Below are 18,178 nucleotides of genomic sequence, written 5' to 3'. Positions count from 1 at the left end.
AAGGCCGCGGTCAAAACCAAAAAATGGGGAACTGCAACATGACGATCAATCTCGAGACGTGGGCGAAGGAACGCGGCGTCAAATATTTCATGATCAGCTACACCGACCTGTTCGGCGGCCAGCGCGCGAAGCTCGTGCCGAGCCAGGCGATTGCAGGCATGCAGGCCGAGGGTGCCGGTTTCGCGGGCTTTGCCACCTGGCTCGACATGACGCCGGCCCATCCCGACCTGTTTGCGGTGCCGGACGCTGCATCCGTCATCCAGCTGCCGTGGAAAAAGGACGTCGCCTGGGTCGCGGCCGATTGCGTCATGGAGGGAGAGCTCGTCGAGCAGGCACCGCGCAACGTTCTGAAGAAGCTGATCGCCGAGGCGGGGGCACTGGGCAAGCGCGTCAAGACGGGCGTCGAGGCGGAGTTCTTCCTGATTACGGCCGATGGCGAGCAGATCTCCGACAAATACGATACGGCAGACAAGCCCTGCTACGACCAGCAGGCCGTGATGCGCCGCTACGATGTCATCACCGAAATCTGCGACTACATGCTTGAACTCGGCTGGGGGCCGTACCAGAACGACCACGAGGATGCCAACGGCCAGTTCGAGATGAACTGGGAGTTCGACGATGCCCTCAAGACGGCCGACAAGCATTCCTTCTTCAAGTTCATGGTCAAGTCCGTTGCAGAGAAGCACGGTCTGCGCGCGACATTCATGCCCAAACCCTTCAAGGGCCTGACTGGAAACGGCTGCCACTGCCACATCTCGGTCTGGGACAACAGCGGCACGAACAACGTCTTTGCCGACAAGGGCATGGATTTCGGGCTCTCGGCCGAGGGCCGGCATTTCCTCGGCGGCATCATGAAGCACGCCTCGGCGCTGGCCGCGATCACCAATCCAACCGTCAACTCCTACAAGCGTATCAACGCCCCGCGCACCACCTCAGGCGCCACTTGGTCGCCCAACTCGGTGACCTGGACCGGCAACAACCGCACCCACATGGTGCGCGTTCCCGGCCCTGGCCGCTTCGAGCTTCGGCTGCCTGATGGCGCGGTCAACCCGTACCTGCTACAGGCGGTGATCATCGCTGCCGGTCTAGATGGCCTGAACACCAATGCCGATCCCGGCCGCCACTACGACATCGACATGTACGCCGAGGGCCATCTGGTGAAGGATGCACCGCGCTTGCCGTTGAACCTGATCGATGCGTTGCGGGAATATGAGAAAGACGAGGGACTGAAGCAGGCGATGGGCGCAGACTTCTCGGCCGCCTATATCAAGCTGAAGCATCAGGAGTGGAATGCCTATGCATCGCATTTCACCCAGTGGGAGCGCGACACCACGCTGGATATCTGAGGCAGCGCGCGCCGGTCGGCCCGCAGCGGACAATTCCCGGCGCTGCCGCGCCATCGGCTTCTGCACCGGCGCGCCCGCTACGGCGGGGATACGCGTTCCGACGACGCAATGGGAACGGGATTTCTTGGCGCCTGCCGTAATCTGCCGGCGAAAGGGCGGCGACGGCTGGCGGTCGGATAACGATTCCAGCGGACCAGGTTCCGGCGGAGATGACGTCGCATCCGGCTATCCGGCGCCCAAGCTTTGATTTATGCAGGGGCAACACCTGCGAATGAGGGAAAAGACATGAAGAGCTACGTGCTGACGGTATCCTGCCAATCGACGCGCGGAATCGTTGCTGCCATTTCCACCTATCTGGCCGCTCAGGGCTGCAACATCGTCGATTCATCGCAGTTCGACGATCTCGACACCGGCAAGTTCTTCATGCGCGTCAGCTTCATGTCCGAGGAAGGCATCGCCCAGGAGGCGCTGGTCGACGGCTTCAAGCCGATTGCCGCTACTTTCAAGATGGATGCCGAAATCCACGATGCGACCAAGCGCATGAAGGTGCTGCTGATGGTGTCGCGGTTCGGCCATTGTCTCAACGACCTGCTCTATCGCTGGAAGATCGGCGCGCTGCCGATCGACATCGTCGGCGTCGTCTCAAACCACTTCGAATACCAGAAGGTCGTCGTCAACCACGACATTCCCTTCCACCACATCAAGGTGACCAAGGAAAACAAGGTCAAGGCCGAAGCCGAGATCATGGACGTCGCAGAACAGACCGGCACCGAACTGATCGTGCTCGCCCGCTACATGCAGATCCTCTCGGACGACATGTGCAAGAAGATGTCCGGTCGCATCATAAACATCCACCATTCCTTCCTGCCAAGCTTCAAGGGGGCCAACCCCTACAAGCAGGCCTATGAGCGCGGCGTGAAGCTGATCGGCGCCACCGCGCACTACGTCACCGCCGACCTCGACGAAGGCCCGATCATCGAGCAGGACACCGCGCGGGTGACCCATGCTCAGAGCGCCGAGGACTACGTCTCCATCGGTCGCGACGTCGAGAGCCAGGTGCTGGCCCGCGCCATCCACGCCCATATCCATCACCGGACCTTCATCAACGGCAACCGCACCGTCGTCTTCCCGGCCAGCCCCGGCAGCTATGCCTCGGAGCGCATGGGATAAGCCTCGAACCGAGGGCGCCGGACAACTGGCGCCCTTCCAATTTTCAGGATCAACACGTTTTCCAGACCCGAGCTTTGGCCCGTCCTAAGCAAGTCGCCGGCACGCATTGCATCTTTGCCTTGCCGCTGTCAGGATTTCCCTTATCTGATGCTGCCAGCAGATTGATCCGAGGGGACCATGACCGATCAAGCGCTCGTCAACCGCATGCAACTGCCGCGTCCGGAGGTGACGGAGCCAGAGGCAGCGGACATCCTCGCGACCCAGTACGGGCTCTCCGGCACATTGCTGGAGCTTGGAAGCCAGCAGGACCGCAACTTTCGACTGGACACGGGCGATGCCCGTTACGTTCTGAAGATCTGCCACGCGGACTATAATACCGTCGAACTGGAAGCGCAGAATGCCGCAATCCATTACCTGCGGACCGTTGCCGATGCGCCGCGCGTACCGAGAATCATTCCCTCGCTGGACGGCGCCGATATCGTCGCGCTCGACATCGGCGAACAAGCCTGTCAGGTCAGGCTTCTGACCTATGTCGAGGGACAGCCGCTGACGCGGCGCGCATACCTGCCGACGCAAACTGTGGCCGCCCTGGGTTCGCTCTGCGCGCAGCTTGCCCTTTCCCTCTCCGACTTCGACCATCCCGGACTTCATCGAACCCTGCAATGGGACTTGCGCCGCGCCGGCCCGGTTGCGGTGCATCTGCTTTCGGCGATCACCAATCATCAGGCGCGCGACCGCATTGCCAAGGCGATGGTCACGGCCGTCAAGCGTATCCAACCGCTGGCTGGACTGCTCCGCGTACAGCCAGTGCATCACGACGTCACCGGCGACAACGTCGTGGCGCTGACGAATGCCCAAGGCCACCCCATCCCCGACGGGGTCATCGATTTCGGCGACATTATCAAAGGCTGGGTCGTCGGCGACCTGGCGGTTACCTGCGCGTCGCTGCTCCACCATGCCAAGGGTGATCCCTTGTTCATCCTGCCCGCAGTCGCCGCCTATCACGCGGTCATGCCGCTGACCGAGGCGGAGCTGCAGGCATTGTGGTCGCTGATCGTGGCACGCGCGGTCATCCTCGTCGCCAGCAGCGAACAGCAGTTGGCGATCGACCCGGAGAATGACTACGTCCGCGAGAATATCGTCCTCGAGCGTGAGATTTTCGAGGTCGCGACCTCCGCCAATGCGGATGTCATGGACGCTGCCATTCTATGCGCGGTGGGGATCGGCCTGCCGCCGATCGTGACGACGGATTGGGCGGCGCTGCTACCTAGCATCGACCCTGTAAAGATCGTCCCGGTCGACCTGTCGACGACCAGCCCGCTGCTGGACGACGGCAACTGGCTGAAGCCGGATATCGACTGGCGGCTGCTGGCGCGGGCAGCGGGCGAGACGGGAATGGCCGCCACCCGCTACGGGGAATTCCGGCTTTCGCACACGCAGCCGCCGGCCCTGCAGGCACCGAAGAACTTTGCGCTCCATTGCGATATCTGCCTGCCCGCGGGAACCGGGCTTGCCGCGCCTTTCCCGGGCAAGATCGTCAACGATGGCCAGCACCTGGTGCTGTCGGCCGACTCTGTCAACCTGCATCTCGATGGGGTCGTCTGCAGCCTTGAGGAAGGTACCGAGATCGCGGACGGCGACCAGATTGGAACGATAGCCGGCGAAGAAGGCGCGATCGGCGGCCTTCGCGTGCAGCTTTGCCGGATTCCGGGACTGCTACCGCCGCTGTTCTGCGCCGCCGATGCAAAGACAGTTTGGTCGGCGCTCTGCCCCTCGCCAGCCGTGCTGCTGTCATCGGGCATCGATGCAGCTAGGACTGAGAGCGGCGATTTACTCTCACGGCGCGCCGCCCATCTCGCAGCCTCACAAAAACACTATTACGCGCAGCCGCCCCAGATCGAGCGTGGCTGGCGGGAGTACCTCTACGACATTGAGGGCCGCAGCTATCTGGACATGATCAACAATGTCACCCTCCTCGGCCACGCCCACCCGCGCCTCACCAGCGCAATCGAGCGGCAGTGGTCGCTGCTCAACACCAATTCGCGTTTTCACTATGCCGCGATTGCCGAATTTTCGGCGCGGCTGGCAAGCCTTGCGCCCGAGGGCCTGGACCGGGTTTTCCTGGTCAACAGTGGCTCGGAGGCCAACGACCTCGCCCTGCGGCTGGCCTGGGCCCACACCGGCGCCCGGAATATGCTCTGCCTGAAGGAAGGCTATCATGGCTGGTCGGTTGCCAGCGACGCCGTATCGACCTCGCTTGCCGACAATCCGCAAGCGCTGACGACCCGACCCGACTGGGTCCATGCGGCGCCGGCGCCGAACGGTTTTCGCGGACAGTTTCGCGGTCCGGATGCGGCCGACGCCTATGTCGAGGCAACGCGGCCGCTGCTGGATACCATCAGTGAGAAGGGCGAGCGGCTCGCTGGCTTCATCTGCGAAGCGATCTGCGGCAATGCCGGCGGCATCCTTCTGCCCGCTGGATATCTCGACCAGATCTACGCCTTGGTGCGCGACGCCGGCGGCCTGTGTATCGCCGACGAGGTGCAGGTCGGCCATGGGCGGCTCGGACAGGTGTTCTGGGGCTTCGAGCAGCAGGGCGTGGTGCCCGATATCATCACGATCGCCAAGGGAATGGGAAACGGCCATCCCCTTGGCGCCGTTATCACTAGTCAGGCGATTGCCGATTCGCTGGAGCGGGAAGGATATTTTTTCTCCTCGACCGGCGGCAGCCCGGTCAGTTGCGTCATCGGCATGGAGGTCCTCGACATCCTGCGGGACGAGGCGCTGCAGGACAATGCACGGACCGTCGGCGACCATCTGAAATCGGGGATGTCGGCGATGATAGAACGGTTTCCGCTCATCGGCGCCGTGCATGGCATGGGTCTCTATCTCGGCCTGGAACTGGTCAGCGATCGCTCATCGCTCGAACCCGCCGCTGTTCAGACATCGGCGCTATGCGAGAGGCTGCTCGACCTTGGCGTCGTCATTCAGCCGACCGGCGATCACCTCAACGTGTTGAAGATCAAGCCGCCGCTCTGCATCAGCATGGAAAGCGCCGATTTCTTCCTGCAGGCCCTGGAAAAGGCCCTCGGTGAGATTTCCGTGGCTTCGTGAGGGCGCATTAACCATTAGGGTCATTTGGCGACGAGGCGGTTTTTCAACCGGCGCGCCATTGCCGGTGGCGACCCAAATTCCTATCTCTGGAGCGTCGGTGAGAATCGATCCTGGGCGGAGGCAACTAGGGAAGATCGAATATCTTTCACATAGTTGTCCCAAATCGGATTTATATTTTTCGCAGCGCCGACATTTTGATATTTATTGGAATGTGTTTGCGATGGTATTCAGGTTATTTTCTACCTTACAAGTAGAGTAATTGATTCCATCGTGTGATCTCCGGGTGCCGGAGATCTCAAGTGCAACGCCAACCTAAGGGACGTGAGATGAAACACTACACACTCATTGCAAGCGCCGCCTGCGGCGATGCACTGGACGAAGACGTCTCGGGCTTCCGCTCCGGCCCGCGCTGTCGAATGTGACGTTCATCCCTTTTCGGATCAAAATCGTCATTTTGCCATAACTGCGCCCTGCGCAGTGGGAGTATACCTATGAAGAAGCAAGTTATCGAATACGCAGGTGTGCCTGTCGGTATCGTCGTCCCGGATGACGATCGGCTGCGGTTCATTGCCGTGAAATATCATGTCCATGACCTCGACGAACAGCGTTTCGGCAGCGCCGACGAGGTCAAGCTCGCCATCCGCGACCTGCTGGCGCGCAGCCCCGCCCAACCGATGCACGTCTAGGCGGCTGCGGGCAGAGCCCGCATTCAGCCACCACCAGACCGACAAGACCGGCCCAGCAGACGCTGGGCCGGTCTTGTCTTTTCCGGAGCGGTGCGATTCTATCGGCCTGTACAGGCGAGGAACGATGACTTGGCTAGCTCTCTCAATCTGCTAACGGACATAGAAGGCCTGTCGGTTGGCCATCATACGGACCTTACCCTTGGCTCCGGCGTTACCGTCGTCGTCTTCGACAGTCCGGCTGTCGCCTCCGGAACCGTCATGGGCGGGGCACCAGGCGGGCGCGACACGGCGCTGCTCGATCCATCGATGTCTGTCGGCATGGTGGATGCGCTGGCTCTTTCCGGCGGGTCGGCCTTCGGGCTGGATGCCGCCGGTGGCGTCCAGGCAGGACTACGCGAGGTCGGACGCGGGCTGCAAGTCGGCACGACCCGCGTGCCGATCGTGCCGCAAGCGATCCTGATGGACCTTCTGAACGGCGGCAACAAGGACTGGGGCCTGCACTCTCCCTACCGCGACATGGGCTACGAGGCCTTCCGCGCAGCCGGGACAGGGGCATTTTCGCTGGGCAGCGTCGGCGCCGGTACCGGTGCAACGACCGCAACCGTCAAGGGCGGCTTGGGCTCCGCGAGCGCCATCAGCAGCGGCGGTCACCGCATTGCTGCACTGGTGGCCGTCAATGCGCTGGGCACTGCTCTCATCGGCAATGGTCCGCATTTCTGGGCTGCCCCCTTCGAGGAGGGCGACGAGTTCGGCGGGCTCGGCATGCCGCACATCGTTACCCCCGCTGACCGAGCCATGCGGCTGAAGGGTGTGAACATTACCGCGACCACCATCGGCACAGTCGTGACGGATGCCGCGCTGACCAAGGCCGAGGCGCATCGACTGTCGATCATGGCGCAGGACGGTCTCGCTCGTGCGCTGTTGCCCGCCCATCTGCCGTTCGACGGCGATACCGTCTTTGCCGCATCGACCGGCGCTCGGCCCATGCAGGGCGTGGCCGATTTTCTGGAGCTCTGCCAGCTTGCGACGACAGTGATGGCGCGCGCCATCGCCAGGGGCGTGCACCAGGCAACAGCTTTGCCCTATGACGGCGCGCAGGCGGCCTGGCGTGATCGATTCGGCCCGAGGTAGATTGGGCGACATGAGGCTTATACCCTTAGACCGACACGCGCTTCTCCCCGATCGCCTCGATACCTCTGTTTTCAAACTTAAGTTGAATGGAACAATTTTACTCTTCCATCCGTTGTAGAGTATGGATATCAAAAAATGGAATGCAATGGTAACCGTCGAGGTGCCGACAACCGGTCAGTTCAGGCACATCGACAGCGCCCTCGAGGCTATCGACTGCCTTTATTCCTGCTGGCCCGCCCCGCAGGGTGAGGCACACCGTTTGGCAATCAATGCCTGTCTGGCGGTTCTCGACGACAATCGGCCGACCGAGGCTTCGCGGGACGCCTTTATTGCGGCAGCCAGGGCGTCGTTCATCGAATTTAAAGCCGAGGGCGGATCAATCGGCAAATTGATAAACGACCTCGGAGAAACGGCCGGTCGGGAAGACGTAGAAGAGTCTGAGGACGCTCGTCGACTCGTTTCTTAGTCCGTGTTCGGCATTGCCGGGTATGAAAATGACGGCATCTTTGCTGACAATTGTATCGACTCCGTCGACAGTGAGAATACCGGTGCCTTCAAGAATGTAGTAGATCTCGGCTTCAGCGTGGCGATGCGACCGCGCGCCACCGCTGCCGGGCGCCACTTCCGCGACGCCGGCACACATGCTGTCTGTTGGCGTGATATCGCTGCTCAAGAGCGTATAGAAGGCCGTATTGCCTCTCACCGGGTCGTCCCACTCCTCCCGTTGCCGCTCTTGCGTGCGGGTGATGACCGGCTGCGACTGGCTCATATCGTATTCCCTTCTGGACAAGCTTGGATGCGTGTCATCGTTCATCACCGCGCCGATTCTGATGGAGCAACACGCAGGCCTCCCCGCGTGTTGCGATGAACATTACGCCGGCAGCTGGAAGATGACGTTCGCGACGAGCACGACGACCAACCCGGCGGCCAATGCTGCGTAGGGAAGGATGCCTGCCCTTTTCACGCCCATGTCCTGACCGACCAGGCCGAGGTCCTCCATAGCACCGGCCGGAAACCTGCCGCCGTCGCGCACGTAATGCCGATAGGCGAAGACGGGCAGGATCAGGGCCGCGAAGATGAAGCCGACCCAGAGCGCGTTGGAATAGCCCCAGACCTTGGCGCCCGCCCCCAGAAACAGCGCATTGACGAAGGCCAGCACCGTGTTCAGGCCGATCAGCCAGGTCGGCGCCTTCCACGGGCGCTCGATATGGCTGCTGTCCATGCGGTGGATCCACCCGGCATTGAGATTCAGGAAGTTGAAGATGATGTAGCCAACGTTGGAGACAGCGAGAACGAAGAAGTAACCGGCCGTATCGGAGGCAATGGCGAGCAACAGCAGGTTGAAGGCGAAATCCGTCCACATGGCACGGGTCGGGGCGCCGTGTTCGTTGACGTGATCGAGGTATTTCGGCAGCCAGCCGTCCTTCGATCCCTGATACAGCGTGCGCGAAGATCCGGCCATGGCCGTCATGATGGCGAGGAAGAGCGCCATGATCATCAGGATGACCAGCAGTTGCGTGACGATCTTGCCGCCATGCACGAGACCACCGAGCGCTTCCCCAACGCCCGTACCGTCGACGATGCCGGGCGCCAGCATGCCGGACTGTCCGAGAACGGCCTGAAAGGTGAAGGGAATGAGGAAGAAGAATAGGCAGCAGAGCAGGCCGGAATAGAAGATCGCCTTGAAGGTGTCCGTCTTCGGGTTCTTCAACTCGCGCGTATAGCAGACCGCCGTTTCGAAGCCATAGGTCGACCAGGCGGCAATGTAGAGCCCGCCGAGGAACAGCGTCCAACCGCCATTGCTCCAAGTGCCGTCGACGCCCGAATAGGCCGCCGTCGGTGGCAAAAGACCCGTGACATTGAGGGTGTCTATCTGGCCGCTGAAGATCGGATAGAGGCCGATGACAAGCAGCGGCAGGAGGACGACGATGGCGAGCCATTTTTGCACGCTGGCGGTGCCGAGGATGCCGCGATGCTGGATCGCGAATATGATCAGCATCAAGATACCGCCAATGACAAAGGTGGCGTTGAGGCTGGCCTTCGCGAGGAAGGGGATGTTGAAGGTCACCAGCGACCAGGTTCGAATCCAGGGCGTATAGGCAGCAACGCCGTCAGCGGATAGAAGCGCGGAAATCGCGTCTGCCTGGGTCTTGCCGGTGTTGGTTGCCAGCCATTCGGCAACCCTTGGGCTATCTGCGGCGATGCTGCCTGCATGGGCGGCGATCCAGCTGGTGACGAGCTGCGAATCGGCTCCCGGGATGGGGAAGAGCGCATTGAGGATATAGCCGGCGGCAATGGCGCAGCCGAGCGAGAGCACGGGCGACCAGGCGAACCAGTTGCACCACACCGATAGTGGGGCAATGAACTTGGAATATCGCAGCCAGGCCGTCGCCCCGTAGACGGAGGCACCGCCGGATTTATTGGCGAACATGCCGGCGATTTCGGCATAGGTAAAGGATTGTAGAAAGCCCATCACCATGGAGATGATCCAGACGACGAAGGCGAGCTTGCCGGTCGTGCCGGCGATGCCGCCTATCGAGAAGAGCACAAGCGGCGGAACGCCGGCGGCCACCCAGAAGGCGCCCTTCCAATCCAGTGAACGGATCAGCCCGCCGCTTGACGCGGCTTCGGATCCTTCGGTTTCAACGAAAGCAACCATAGCAGTCTCCTCGACCAGTTTTTGCTGCGCGCGGTATGCGCGTTCCCTTATGTTTTGGCTGGATCGTGGCGTCGCTCTTGTTCGGCCGGGGCGCCTTTGCAGCGTCTCCCTGTCGATTCCCGTCTGAAGCGTTCCGCATCACTTATTTCTCATAGTGAATTTTTTTTCATAAGGGTCAAGTCTGTCTTTGTATCTCATCCCGATTTTGGGTGATATAAGGACCGCAGGACGCTGCCGTTTCGGAGAACCAGATGCCCCATTCTACCAGCGGTCTGCAGCCGCCAGGCGCCAGCACAATCTACCGGCCGGGGCTTTCCGCACTGGGGCCAGGGGTAGAGCGCTACCGCGTAAAGGGCGGTGGCTCGACGATGATCAGGGTCGCCCTCGGGGACCGCCTCGCCATCACGGATATCGAGGGCGGCCAAGCCTGCGAAGTCACCTTCATCGACGGAACCGGCCGGTTCAATCCCGCCGGCCTTGGCGTTCCGTTCTTGCGCCCAGCCTCTGGATTGCTTGCTATTCTGGCGGGCGGCGGTGACGGGGCTGCTCGGACGCTCTCGGCTTTGCGGCGGCGGGGCATCGATCCTGCCAAGGCGGAAGCGCTGACTTTGTTCGGGGAAAGCACTTCGGCCGGCACGTCCGCGGAACTTACCATTCAATTGGACGGGTTGCTGGTGGTTGCAGCGCCCGGTGGGGCGATGGATGCCGAACGGCAGAACACCACCACCGCAATCGCCGTGCGGGTCCATCGAGCCCGCATCCTGCGCAGCTACGAGGAAACCTTGCCGGAGCCAATGGCCGATCCCCTACAGGATCTGCGCATCAGGGCGGCGACGGCATCGGCCTATTTCGTCCGGGCGGGAGAGTTCATCCAGATCATCGACGTGGCCGGGCGGCAATGCACCGATTTCCAGGCCTTTGCCGCCCGCAAGGTCGATAAGGGGCTGGACCGGGCGATCGACGCCACGGTCACGCGGACGCTGCTGAGCCGCAGCTATCCGACACCCGGCCTGCCGTCCAAATGCTTCGACCGCGATTTCGAGCCGCTGGTCGAGATCGTCCAGGATACGGTCGGACGGCACGATGCCTTCGCCACCGCCTGCAATTCCCGCTACTACGACGACATGGGCTACCCGGGCCACGCCAACTGCACCGACAACTTCAATTCAGCCCTATCGCCCTACGGCATCGCGCCGCGCAAGGGGTGGGAGGCGATCAACTATTTCTACAACACCAATATCGATCACCAGAACCAGCTCTATCTGGATGAGCCGTGGTCGCGACCGGGCGACTACGTGTTGATGCGGGCACTGACCGACCTCGTCTGCGTCTCGTCGTCCTGTCCCGACGACATAGACGCCGCCAATGGCTGGGATCCGACCGACATCCATGTCCGCACCTATTCCAATGTCGAAAAATTCTCTCGAGCCGTGGCGACCAGAATGACCCCCGATGCCGAACCGGAACTGACCCAGGAAACCGCCTTCCATCCGCGCCTGTCGGCGATGACACGCAACTACGCCGAATATCGCGGCTACTGGCTGCCCAACCGCTTCAACAATGACGGGCCGGTCGAGGAATACTGGGCCTGCCGGGAAAGGGCGGTGGTCATCGACCTCTCGCCATTGCGGAAATTCGAGATCACCGGGCCCGATGCCGAGGCGCTGCTGCAATATTGCATGACCCGCGACATCCGCAAGCTTTCGCCGGGCCAGGTCGTCTATACCGCGATGTGCTACGAGAACGGCGGCATGATCGACGACGGCACGGTCTTCCGGCTGGCGCAAAACAATTTCCGCTGGATCGGCGGCGATGATTTTTCCGGGATCTGGCTGCGTGAGCAGGCGGAAAAGATGGGCTTCAAGGCCTGGGTCCGCTCATCCACCTACCAGATGCATAATATCGCCGTGCAGGGACCGCGCAGCCGGGATATCATCAAGGACATCATCTGGACCGCGCCGACACAGCCGGCGATCGGCGAGCTCGAATGGTTTCGCTTCGCGGTCGGCCGGATCGGCCATTTCGAGGGACCCCCGGTGGTGGTTTCGCGCACCGGCTACACGGGCGAACTTGGTTACGAGATTTTCTGCCACCCGAAGGACGCGCTTGCCGTCTTCGATGCCGTCTGGGAAGCGGGACAGAAGCACGGCCTCAAGCCGATGGGGCTGGAAGCGCTCGACATGGTGCGCATCGAGGCCGGGCTGATCTTCGCCCACTACGAATTCTCCGACCAGACCGATCCCTTCGAGGCCGGTATCGGCTTCACTGTGCCGCTGAAATCGAAGACCGAGGATTTCATCGGTCGCGCGGCCCTGCTGCAGCGCAAGGAAAATCCCCGCTACCGCCTGGTCGGCCTCGACATCGATGCCAACGAGACCGTAGGCCACGGCGACACCGTGCATATCGGGCGGGCGCAGGTGGGTGTCGTCACCAGCGCGACGCGCTCGCCGTTGCTGAAGAAAACAATCGCGCTGGCGCGGCTGGACGTCCTGCATGCCGACATCGGCACGCAGGTCGAGATCGGCAAGCTCGACGGACAGCAGAAACGGCTGCCTGCCGTCATCGTGCCCTTCGCTCACTACGATCCGCAAAAGCTGCGGCCGCGTTCCTAGGGAGCGTCAAAGCGACAAGCCAAGTTCAGGGCGCCAACACGCCGAACAACACGGCAGCGATGGTCAGGGCAATGACGAGGAGCAGGGGCCAAGGAACGTAACGCTGTTCAAACCGGCGACAGAGCGCAACAATACCGCTGACAGGGTTCATCATTCGCTCCTTCCGCTCAGGGGATTGCCGTTTGCGCCAGCCGAAGTTGCGCCTTTTCTCTGCGCGTCCCTGCCCTGCCACAGCGGCAGGCCGATGGCCTCCGACACCGATGGGTCGGTGGTGAAAATCGGATAACCCTTCTGCATCAATCTCAAAAGTACCTCCTGGTCCATCCGGACATGCTGGCGAGAGAGATTTGTCTGATTATAGGCATGGCCGCCAGAATTGGGATTGATGCCCGTGATGATGACGGCCGGTGCGCCGTTGTATAGGGCAAACAGGACGGCGTTGATACCATTCGAGCACTTTGAATCGGCATCCAACTCGAGCGATTTTCGGCCGGCGACCCTGTCGAGAAGGGCCATGCGTTCGTAGCGATCGACGATCGTCAGGCGGTCGGGCCGGTAATTGAAGGCGCGCAAGCCATTCTCGAGCCGCTCGCGATCATCCTTGCGCCACAGCAGCACGAACAGCTCGCCGGTCCGCTCTCCGTTGAGGACACGGCGCACCTCGACGGCATTGGTGTTGGTCCCCTCGATCTGGTTGAACTGCATGAAGGTTACATCGGGCGCCTCGATGCCCCAGGCCTTGGTCACGGCCTGCGAGCCGTTGATGGTGACGACACGGAAGCTCGCGTCGAAATCGGCGGGCTTATGGGAGACCGGCGCAGATCCGACAATCAGCACCGGACCCTGAAAGGGCGGCGTCACCGTAGGCGGAGGCGGCCGGGTCAAGCGGTACTTGATATTGCGATAGACGCGTTTCTTGAGGTCGGAGAGAGCGGGCATGGGTATCCGTTGCGAGACGCGCTTCAGCGGCGCTTAAGGAAACGCGGCTTTAGCCGGCGGAAGAAATTGTCGATATCGCGGATGACATTGGTGAGGGATATCAGCTTGTCGATCTCGGCATTGGCGTTGCCCAGGCGCTCCGACAAGACATCGCCGATCGCTAGCGATATCTCGGAGGACGGGATGTCAGGGAAGCGCTTGGCAAGAGCCGCATAGGCATTCGGCGTGATACCGCCGTGGATCGAGATCTTGCCCATGCGCGCGAACAGGCGCAGGAACACCTGCTCGAAGTTCCAATCGTGGACCGACACCACCTTCCACTGCTGGCTGCGGCGGGCGGAAAAACCGGCAAGCACAATGGTACCCGGCAGGTTAAGATCGCTGAGCCAGAGGGCAATGGCAAATCCACTGGTCGGCAGTTTGTCCTCCGGGTAGAATTCATTGCAGAAGCCGGCAAGATCAAGATGGCCGGTCGGCGTGTTTTCGAATTCTTCCGCTGTGTTCAGCTTCTCCTCGGCATTCAGCCGGATATTCATGATTCCGAGGAAACGACCCTTTGGGAAGAACTTGACGACGTCGCCGACTTCCCGCCGATAGACGATATTGGCGCCCTTCGCACTGCCGCGCGAGATCAGCAAGGCGTCCCCTGGGAAGGGTGCGTCCAGCACTTTGTAGACCTTGTTGAAAAACACGAACAGGGTGTCTACCGGATACTGCGCGCGCAGTCCGGCAATGTCGACGCTGTCACTGTTGGCCACCAGCACGATCTGCGCGTAACGGGCAAACAATGCCCGCCATTCGTCCGTGTGCGAAATCCCTGCGACGGCGCCGGCCACCGGGAGGTTACCCCCGGCAGCCGACCCGATGTCCGACATGGGGTCCACGACTTTCTATTTCTGCTGCACGGAGAGAACGCGGTCGCGCATGGCGAACCACTCTTCCGCATAGTCGTCGTCGCGGTAGTCGTCGAAATAGGGTCCGCCATCGGTGAAGTGGACGATCTTTGCGTCCGGGCGGTGCTCGTATTCGTTGACGAGGTAATTCCAGGTCACCGGCAGTTCACCGATCATATCGTCGCTCTCGAGCCACTTGAACTGATGCAGTTCGAGACCCGTCGCCGTGTTGACGAACTCTTTCGTCAGCGCCCGGCACTTGGCATTGTTGAACATGATCAGGCTCGACCAGTTCTTCTTCTCGTACTTCGTCTGGGTCTGGCCCAGGAACTTGGTCTCCACCTTCGGCTGGTAATCGTGCTTCACGCACATGGCGGCATAGCGGTCATCGCGAAGCTTCCACAACTCGGCGATGTCGGTGCGCGCCAGCATGTCGCAATCCATGAAGATGCTCCAACCCTCATAATTGCAAAGGTGCGGCACGAGGAAACGCGAGAAGGAGAACTCGGTCGACTGCAGGGCATTGCGTTCGCGGGTGAAGAGATCGCCGAGATTGCTGAGCACGATCGGCGAGAAAGCCACCGGAATAGACGAGTGCTCGATGATGCTCTGCGCCAGAACGTGATAAGCAACAACTTCCTTGGAATCGAAGCCGACGAAAATACGCGCTAAATTATCGATCATGATCTCTCCACTATCGTCCGTGATGCTTAGATTCGAACCGGAGGCTGCTCCTGACAAGACAATGCCGTCGCAGTCTATACCGCCTCCAGACGCACGTCTGATGCTTGTAACTCCCGTTCTGGAAAGTCAAGCTGCAGCTGCGAAGCCAGATAGGCGCCGGGCAAGATATGTCGAGTATTTTATGACAGTTTTGTGGTAGGCGGCACATCGACGCACGACTTGCCCCTTGGGCTCGCCAAGCCGATATGCTGTCTCCACGGGCGAAAGATTCGGTGTCGCTACAGAGCACGAGAAGGGGATGATATGGGTTGGTTCAGTTCGGCAAAGCCGCTCACCCGGAAATTGACGATCGAACCACCAGCGCCACGCCCAGGCCGGCATGGCATTGCGATCATGGCCTGCGTCAAGAACGAGGCACCCTATATCGCCGAATGGGTGCACTTCCACCGCGCTGTCGGGATCCGTCACTTCTATATCTATGACGACGGCTCGAGCGACGGGACACAGGCGCTGCTGTCGGAACTGCTTCCTGCCGAGGCTCTGACGATCATTCCCTGGATCACCCGGATGGCCGATGAAGCAAGCGGCACGTTGCTAAATGGCCAGACGATCGCCTTTGCCCACGCGATCTTGAATTTTGGCGGCAACTATAGCCGCATGGCATTCATCGACGTCGACGAATTCCTGCTGCCCAAACAGGGCGACACGGTCGAGCAGGCGCTCGAGGGAGCCAGCGGATTTCCGAATGTCTCGCTGCCTTGGCACATGTTCGGCACGTCGGGACACAAGGTGAAGCCCGACGGACCTCTGCTCCTCAACTACACCATGCGGGGCGCCGATCCGTTGACGCGGGAAGCCAACGTGTCGAATTTCAAATGCATCGTCGATCCATGCGAGGTGGTTGAAGTCAGCGTGCACCAGTTCCAGACCCGCCCGCACGGCGACCGGACCGTCAACGACGCCGGCCAGCAGTTCACGCGATCCGGGCGCAAGTCGCCGGCCTTCTACTCCAACAGCTTTCTCCAGCTTAACCACTACTACAGCAAGTCACTGGCCGAGCTGGAGGCCAAGGTAGCCCGCGGATGGTCCTACGATGCCGAGCGGTCGAAGTACGAACGCAAGGTTTTCGGCATCGTCGAGGCCATCGAAACAGGCGCTGTCGAAGATCGCGCTATGGTCGATTTCATCGCCAGGCGCGGCATCGCGCTTGGATAGTGGCAGCACCTGCCGGGTTGGCGACCGCGGGTGATTGCTGTAGCTTGGAACCGAAGACGTCGTGCGATCTCTCGGGACATTAGGGATTTCGCCTGCGTTGTCAGTAACTTGGTTGGCGACGGGTGTTATCGGCTGGGCTGCGAGCAGCTGATGGTCTCGCCTGAACGAACTGAATTGGAGCCCTATATGGCGTATGATGTCGCTATCGTTGGCTCGGGGTTTTCGGCTATTGCCGTGACGATCAATCTGCTTCGGTTGCTGCCTTCCTCGGCGCGCGTGGCCGTCGTCGGTGACGATCCGGGGTTTGGGCGTGGCACTGCCTATCGGACGGAATTCTATCTGCACCGCCTCAACGTGCCGGCCGGGCGAATGAGCGTCTTTCCAGACGAACCGAATGATTTCGTCGACTGGCTGCAAGCGGAAGAGCGTCCTCTCAATGGCCAGGACTTTGCCTCGCGCGGCGACTATGGCCGCTATCTGCGTGACCGGCTGGCCGCACTGCTGCGGGACCGGCCCAATCGAGCAAGCGTCGAGTTCATCAAGGCCAAAGCTCGGGCCTGTGTCGAGTGCACGACATCCGGCGTGATTTTCCACCTCGACAATGCGAGCGAGATGACAGCGAGAAACGTCGTCCTCTGTCTCGGCGTCGGCAATGCGGCACTGCCGCTGGGCCCAGACAGCCTTGATGCCGCCGCAAAGCCCCGGATCGTCCGCAATCCATGGCGGCTGGGCTGGCTATCAAAAGTGGCGCCTTCGGACGAGATCTGCATCCTTGGCTCCGGCCTGACGATGATTGACCAGGTGCTTTCATTGCGCGCCCATGGGCATCGCGGCCGCATCCACCTGCTCTCGCGGCGCGGGCTGTTGCCGCATTCGCACCGCGCCGGGCATCATTCGCCCGCTAAACCCGACCTGCCAGACAGCACGACGGCGCTGAGCGCCATCCTGCAAAGCCTGCGGCGGCAAGTCCGCAGCGGCACCGACTGGCGCGATGTCATGGACGGCCTGCGCTCGCAGACACAGATCCTCTGGCAGCGGCTCGACAAGGATCAGCGCGCCCGCTTCCTTCGCCACGGGCTTGCCTGGTGGAACATCCACCGGCACCGTATCGCGCCGGCCGTGTTCAGCGAATTCGATGCATTGGTTCGCGACCGCACGGTAACCGTGCATGCGGGCTTCCTGCAGACCATCCGCCACTCGGACAAAGGCCTTGGCGTCGACTACCGGCCGCGCGGCCGGTTAAAGGCCGAGCGGCTGCAGGTCGACTGGATCGTCAATTGCACGGGAATGGAACGGGCGGGCATCGCCCACTCGCCACTTCTGCGTGAGATGCTGGAGGAAGGCATGATTGCAGCCGATGAACTCGGGCTCGGGATTGCCGTCGATCCGCATTCGCAGGTACTGGATTCTCGAGGTCACCCTCAAAGTGGCCTCTATGCCATCGGCGCGCTGACCGCCGGCCAATTTTGGGAGATAACAGCAGTGCCGGATATCCGCGTTCAGGCAAGGGATATAGCCAAAGCTATCGCCGGTCAGTTCGAAAGCGGACCTGATGTGAACACCCAGCCGGCAGTTCGCTGAAATAAACGCCATGCGGATCGCAGGCCGGCAACATGCCTTTTCCTGCTTGGGTGAAAAGAAGAGACTTTCTTGCTTCGCTTTGAGAAGCCCCTTTTGCGATTGTCTGGCCGTGAAGAGGCGGAAAGCCTCGCGATGTGACGGGACGAAA

General features: G+C 61.2%; 15 protein-coding genes. 9 read left to right on the top strand and 6 right to left on the bottom strand.

Annotated features, from left to right (window positions below; translation table 11 throughout):
• Positions 1 to 38 precede the first annotated feature (38 nt).
• The 6 genes from glnT to VH564_RS12685 all read left to right on the top strand — a co-directional run bounded on the left by glnT (position 39) and on the right by VH564_RS12685 (position 7,913).
• Entirely contained in the window at positions 39 to 1,346 is a 1,308-nt protein-coding gene (gene glnT, locus VH564_RS12710) for a type III glutamate--ammonia ligase (protein WP_423340205.1), read from the top strand.
• A 285-nt stretch (positions 1,347 to 1,631) separates the two neighbouring features.
• On the top strand, positions 1,632 to 2,516 hold the full coding sequence (gene purU, locus VH564_RS12705; protein ID WP_423340204.1) for a formyltetrahydrofolate deformylase: 885 nt from the start codon (positions 1,632 to 1,634) through the stop codon (positions 2,514 to 2,516).
• A 177-nt stretch (positions 2,517 to 2,693) separates the two neighbouring features.
• The gene (locus tag VH564_RS12700) at positions 2,694 to 5,630 is read left to right on the top strand and encodes an aminotransferase (RefSeq protein WP_423340203.1); all 2,937 of its coding nucleotides are present in this window, start codon (positions 2,694 to 2,696) and stop codon (positions 5,628 to 5,630) included.
• Between the two features lie 491 nt (positions 5,631 to 6,121).
• Positions 6,122 to 6,316, top strand: a complete 195-nt coding sequence (locus VH564_RS12695; protein WP_423340202.1) for a hypothetical protein — start codon at positions 6,122 to 6,124, stop codon at positions 6,314 to 6,316.
• 129 nt (positions 6,317 to 6,445) lie between these two features.
• Positions 6,446 to 7,447: a P1 family peptidase gene (locus tag VH564_RS12690; RefSeq protein WP_423340201.1), complete on the top strand. Its 1,002-nt coding sequence runs from the start codon at positions 6,446 to 6,448 to the stop codon at positions 7,445 to 7,447.
• A gap of 121 nt (positions 7,448 to 7,568) precedes the next feature.
• Positions 7,569 to 7,913 (top strand): DUF982 domain-containing protein, encoded by a 345-nt coding sequence (locus VH564_RS12685; RefSeq protein ID WP_423340200.1) that lies wholly within the window; start codon positions 7,569 to 7,571, stop codon positions 7,911 to 7,913.
• On the opposite strand, the gene VH564_RS12680 is transcribed toward VH564_RS12685, so the two are convergent.
• Positions 7,824 to 8,216: a cupin domain-containing protein gene (locus VH564_RS12680; protein WP_423340199.1), complete on the bottom strand. Its 393-nt coding sequence runs from the start codon at positions 8,214 to 8,216 to the stop codon at positions 7,824 to 7,826. The two genes, VH564_RS12685 and VH564_RS12680, sit on opposite strands and share 90 nt — an antisense overlap.
• Before the next feature lie 102 nt (positions 8,217 to 8,318).
• Positions 8,319 to 10,106: an APC family permease gene (locus tag VH564_RS12675; protein ID WP_423340198.1), complete on the bottom strand. Its 1,788-nt coding sequence runs from the start codon at positions 10,104 to 10,106 to the stop codon at positions 8,319 to 8,321.
• A gap of 251 nt (positions 10,107 to 10,357) precedes the next feature.
• Between VH564_RS12675 and VH564_RS12670 the strand changes: the two genes are divergently transcribed.
• Positions 10,358 to 12,718: a DUF1989 domain-containing protein gene (locus VH564_RS12670; protein ID WP_423340197.1), complete on the top strand. Its 2,361-nt coding sequence runs from the start codon at positions 10,358 to 10,360 to the stop codon at positions 12,716 to 12,718.
• Between the two features lie 25 nt (positions 12,719 to 12,743).
• On the opposite strand, the gene VH564_RS12665 is transcribed toward VH564_RS12670, so the two are convergent.
• From VH564_RS12665 to VH564_RS12650, 4 genes are read right to left on the bottom strand one after another with little or no spacing between them, the layout of a single operon-like run.
• A complete protein-coding gene (locus VH564_RS12665) occupies positions 12,744 to 12,869 on the bottom strand; it encodes a hypothetical protein (protein ID WP_423340196.1) in 126 nt (41 codons plus the stop codon).
• A complete protein-coding gene (locus VH564_RS12660; RefSeq protein WP_423340195.1) occupies positions 12,869 to 13,657 on the bottom strand; it encodes a membrane-anchored protein in 789 nt (262 codons plus the stop codon). The genes VH564_RS12665 and VH564_RS12660 overlap by 1 nt, the downstream gene beginning before the upstream one ends.
• Positions 13,658 to 13,680: 23 nt before the next feature.
• A complete protein-coding gene (locus VH564_RS12655) occupies positions 13,681 to 14,532 on the bottom strand; it encodes a 3-deoxy-manno-octulosonate cytidylyltransferase (RefSeq protein ID WP_423340194.1) in 852 nt (283 codons plus the stop codon).
• Between the two features lie 15 nt (positions 14,533 to 14,547).
• Positions 14,548 to 15,234, bottom strand: a complete 687-nt coding sequence (locus VH564_RS12650; protein WP_423340193.1) for a glycosyltransferase — start codon at positions 15,232 to 15,234, stop codon at positions 14,548 to 14,550.
• Positions 15,235 to 15,537: 303 nt separating this feature from the next.
• On the opposite strand from VH564_RS12650, the gene VH564_RS12645 reads away from it, so the two are divergent.
• A complete protein-coding gene (locus VH564_RS12645) occupies positions 15,538 to 16,449 on the top strand; it encodes a glycosyltransferase family 92 protein (protein ID WP_423340192.1) in 912 nt (303 codons plus the stop codon).
• 186 nt (positions 16,450 to 16,635) lie between these two features.
• Entirely contained in the window at positions 16,636 to 18,030 is a 1,395-nt protein-coding gene (locus tag VH564_RS12640) for an FAD/NAD(P)-binding protein (RefSeq protein WP_423340191.1), read from the top strand.
• Positions 18,031 to 18,178: the final 148 nt, after the last annotated feature.

Source organism: Rhizobium sp. HT1-10, from assembly GCF_049472505.1.
Classification (GTDB): Bacteria; Pseudomonadota; Alphaproteobacteria; order Rhizobiales; family Rhizobiaceae; genus Rhizobium.
The sequence above is the reverse complement of the archived record's forward strand: the minus strand, read 5'-3'. Positions and strand labels throughout refer to the sequence as shown.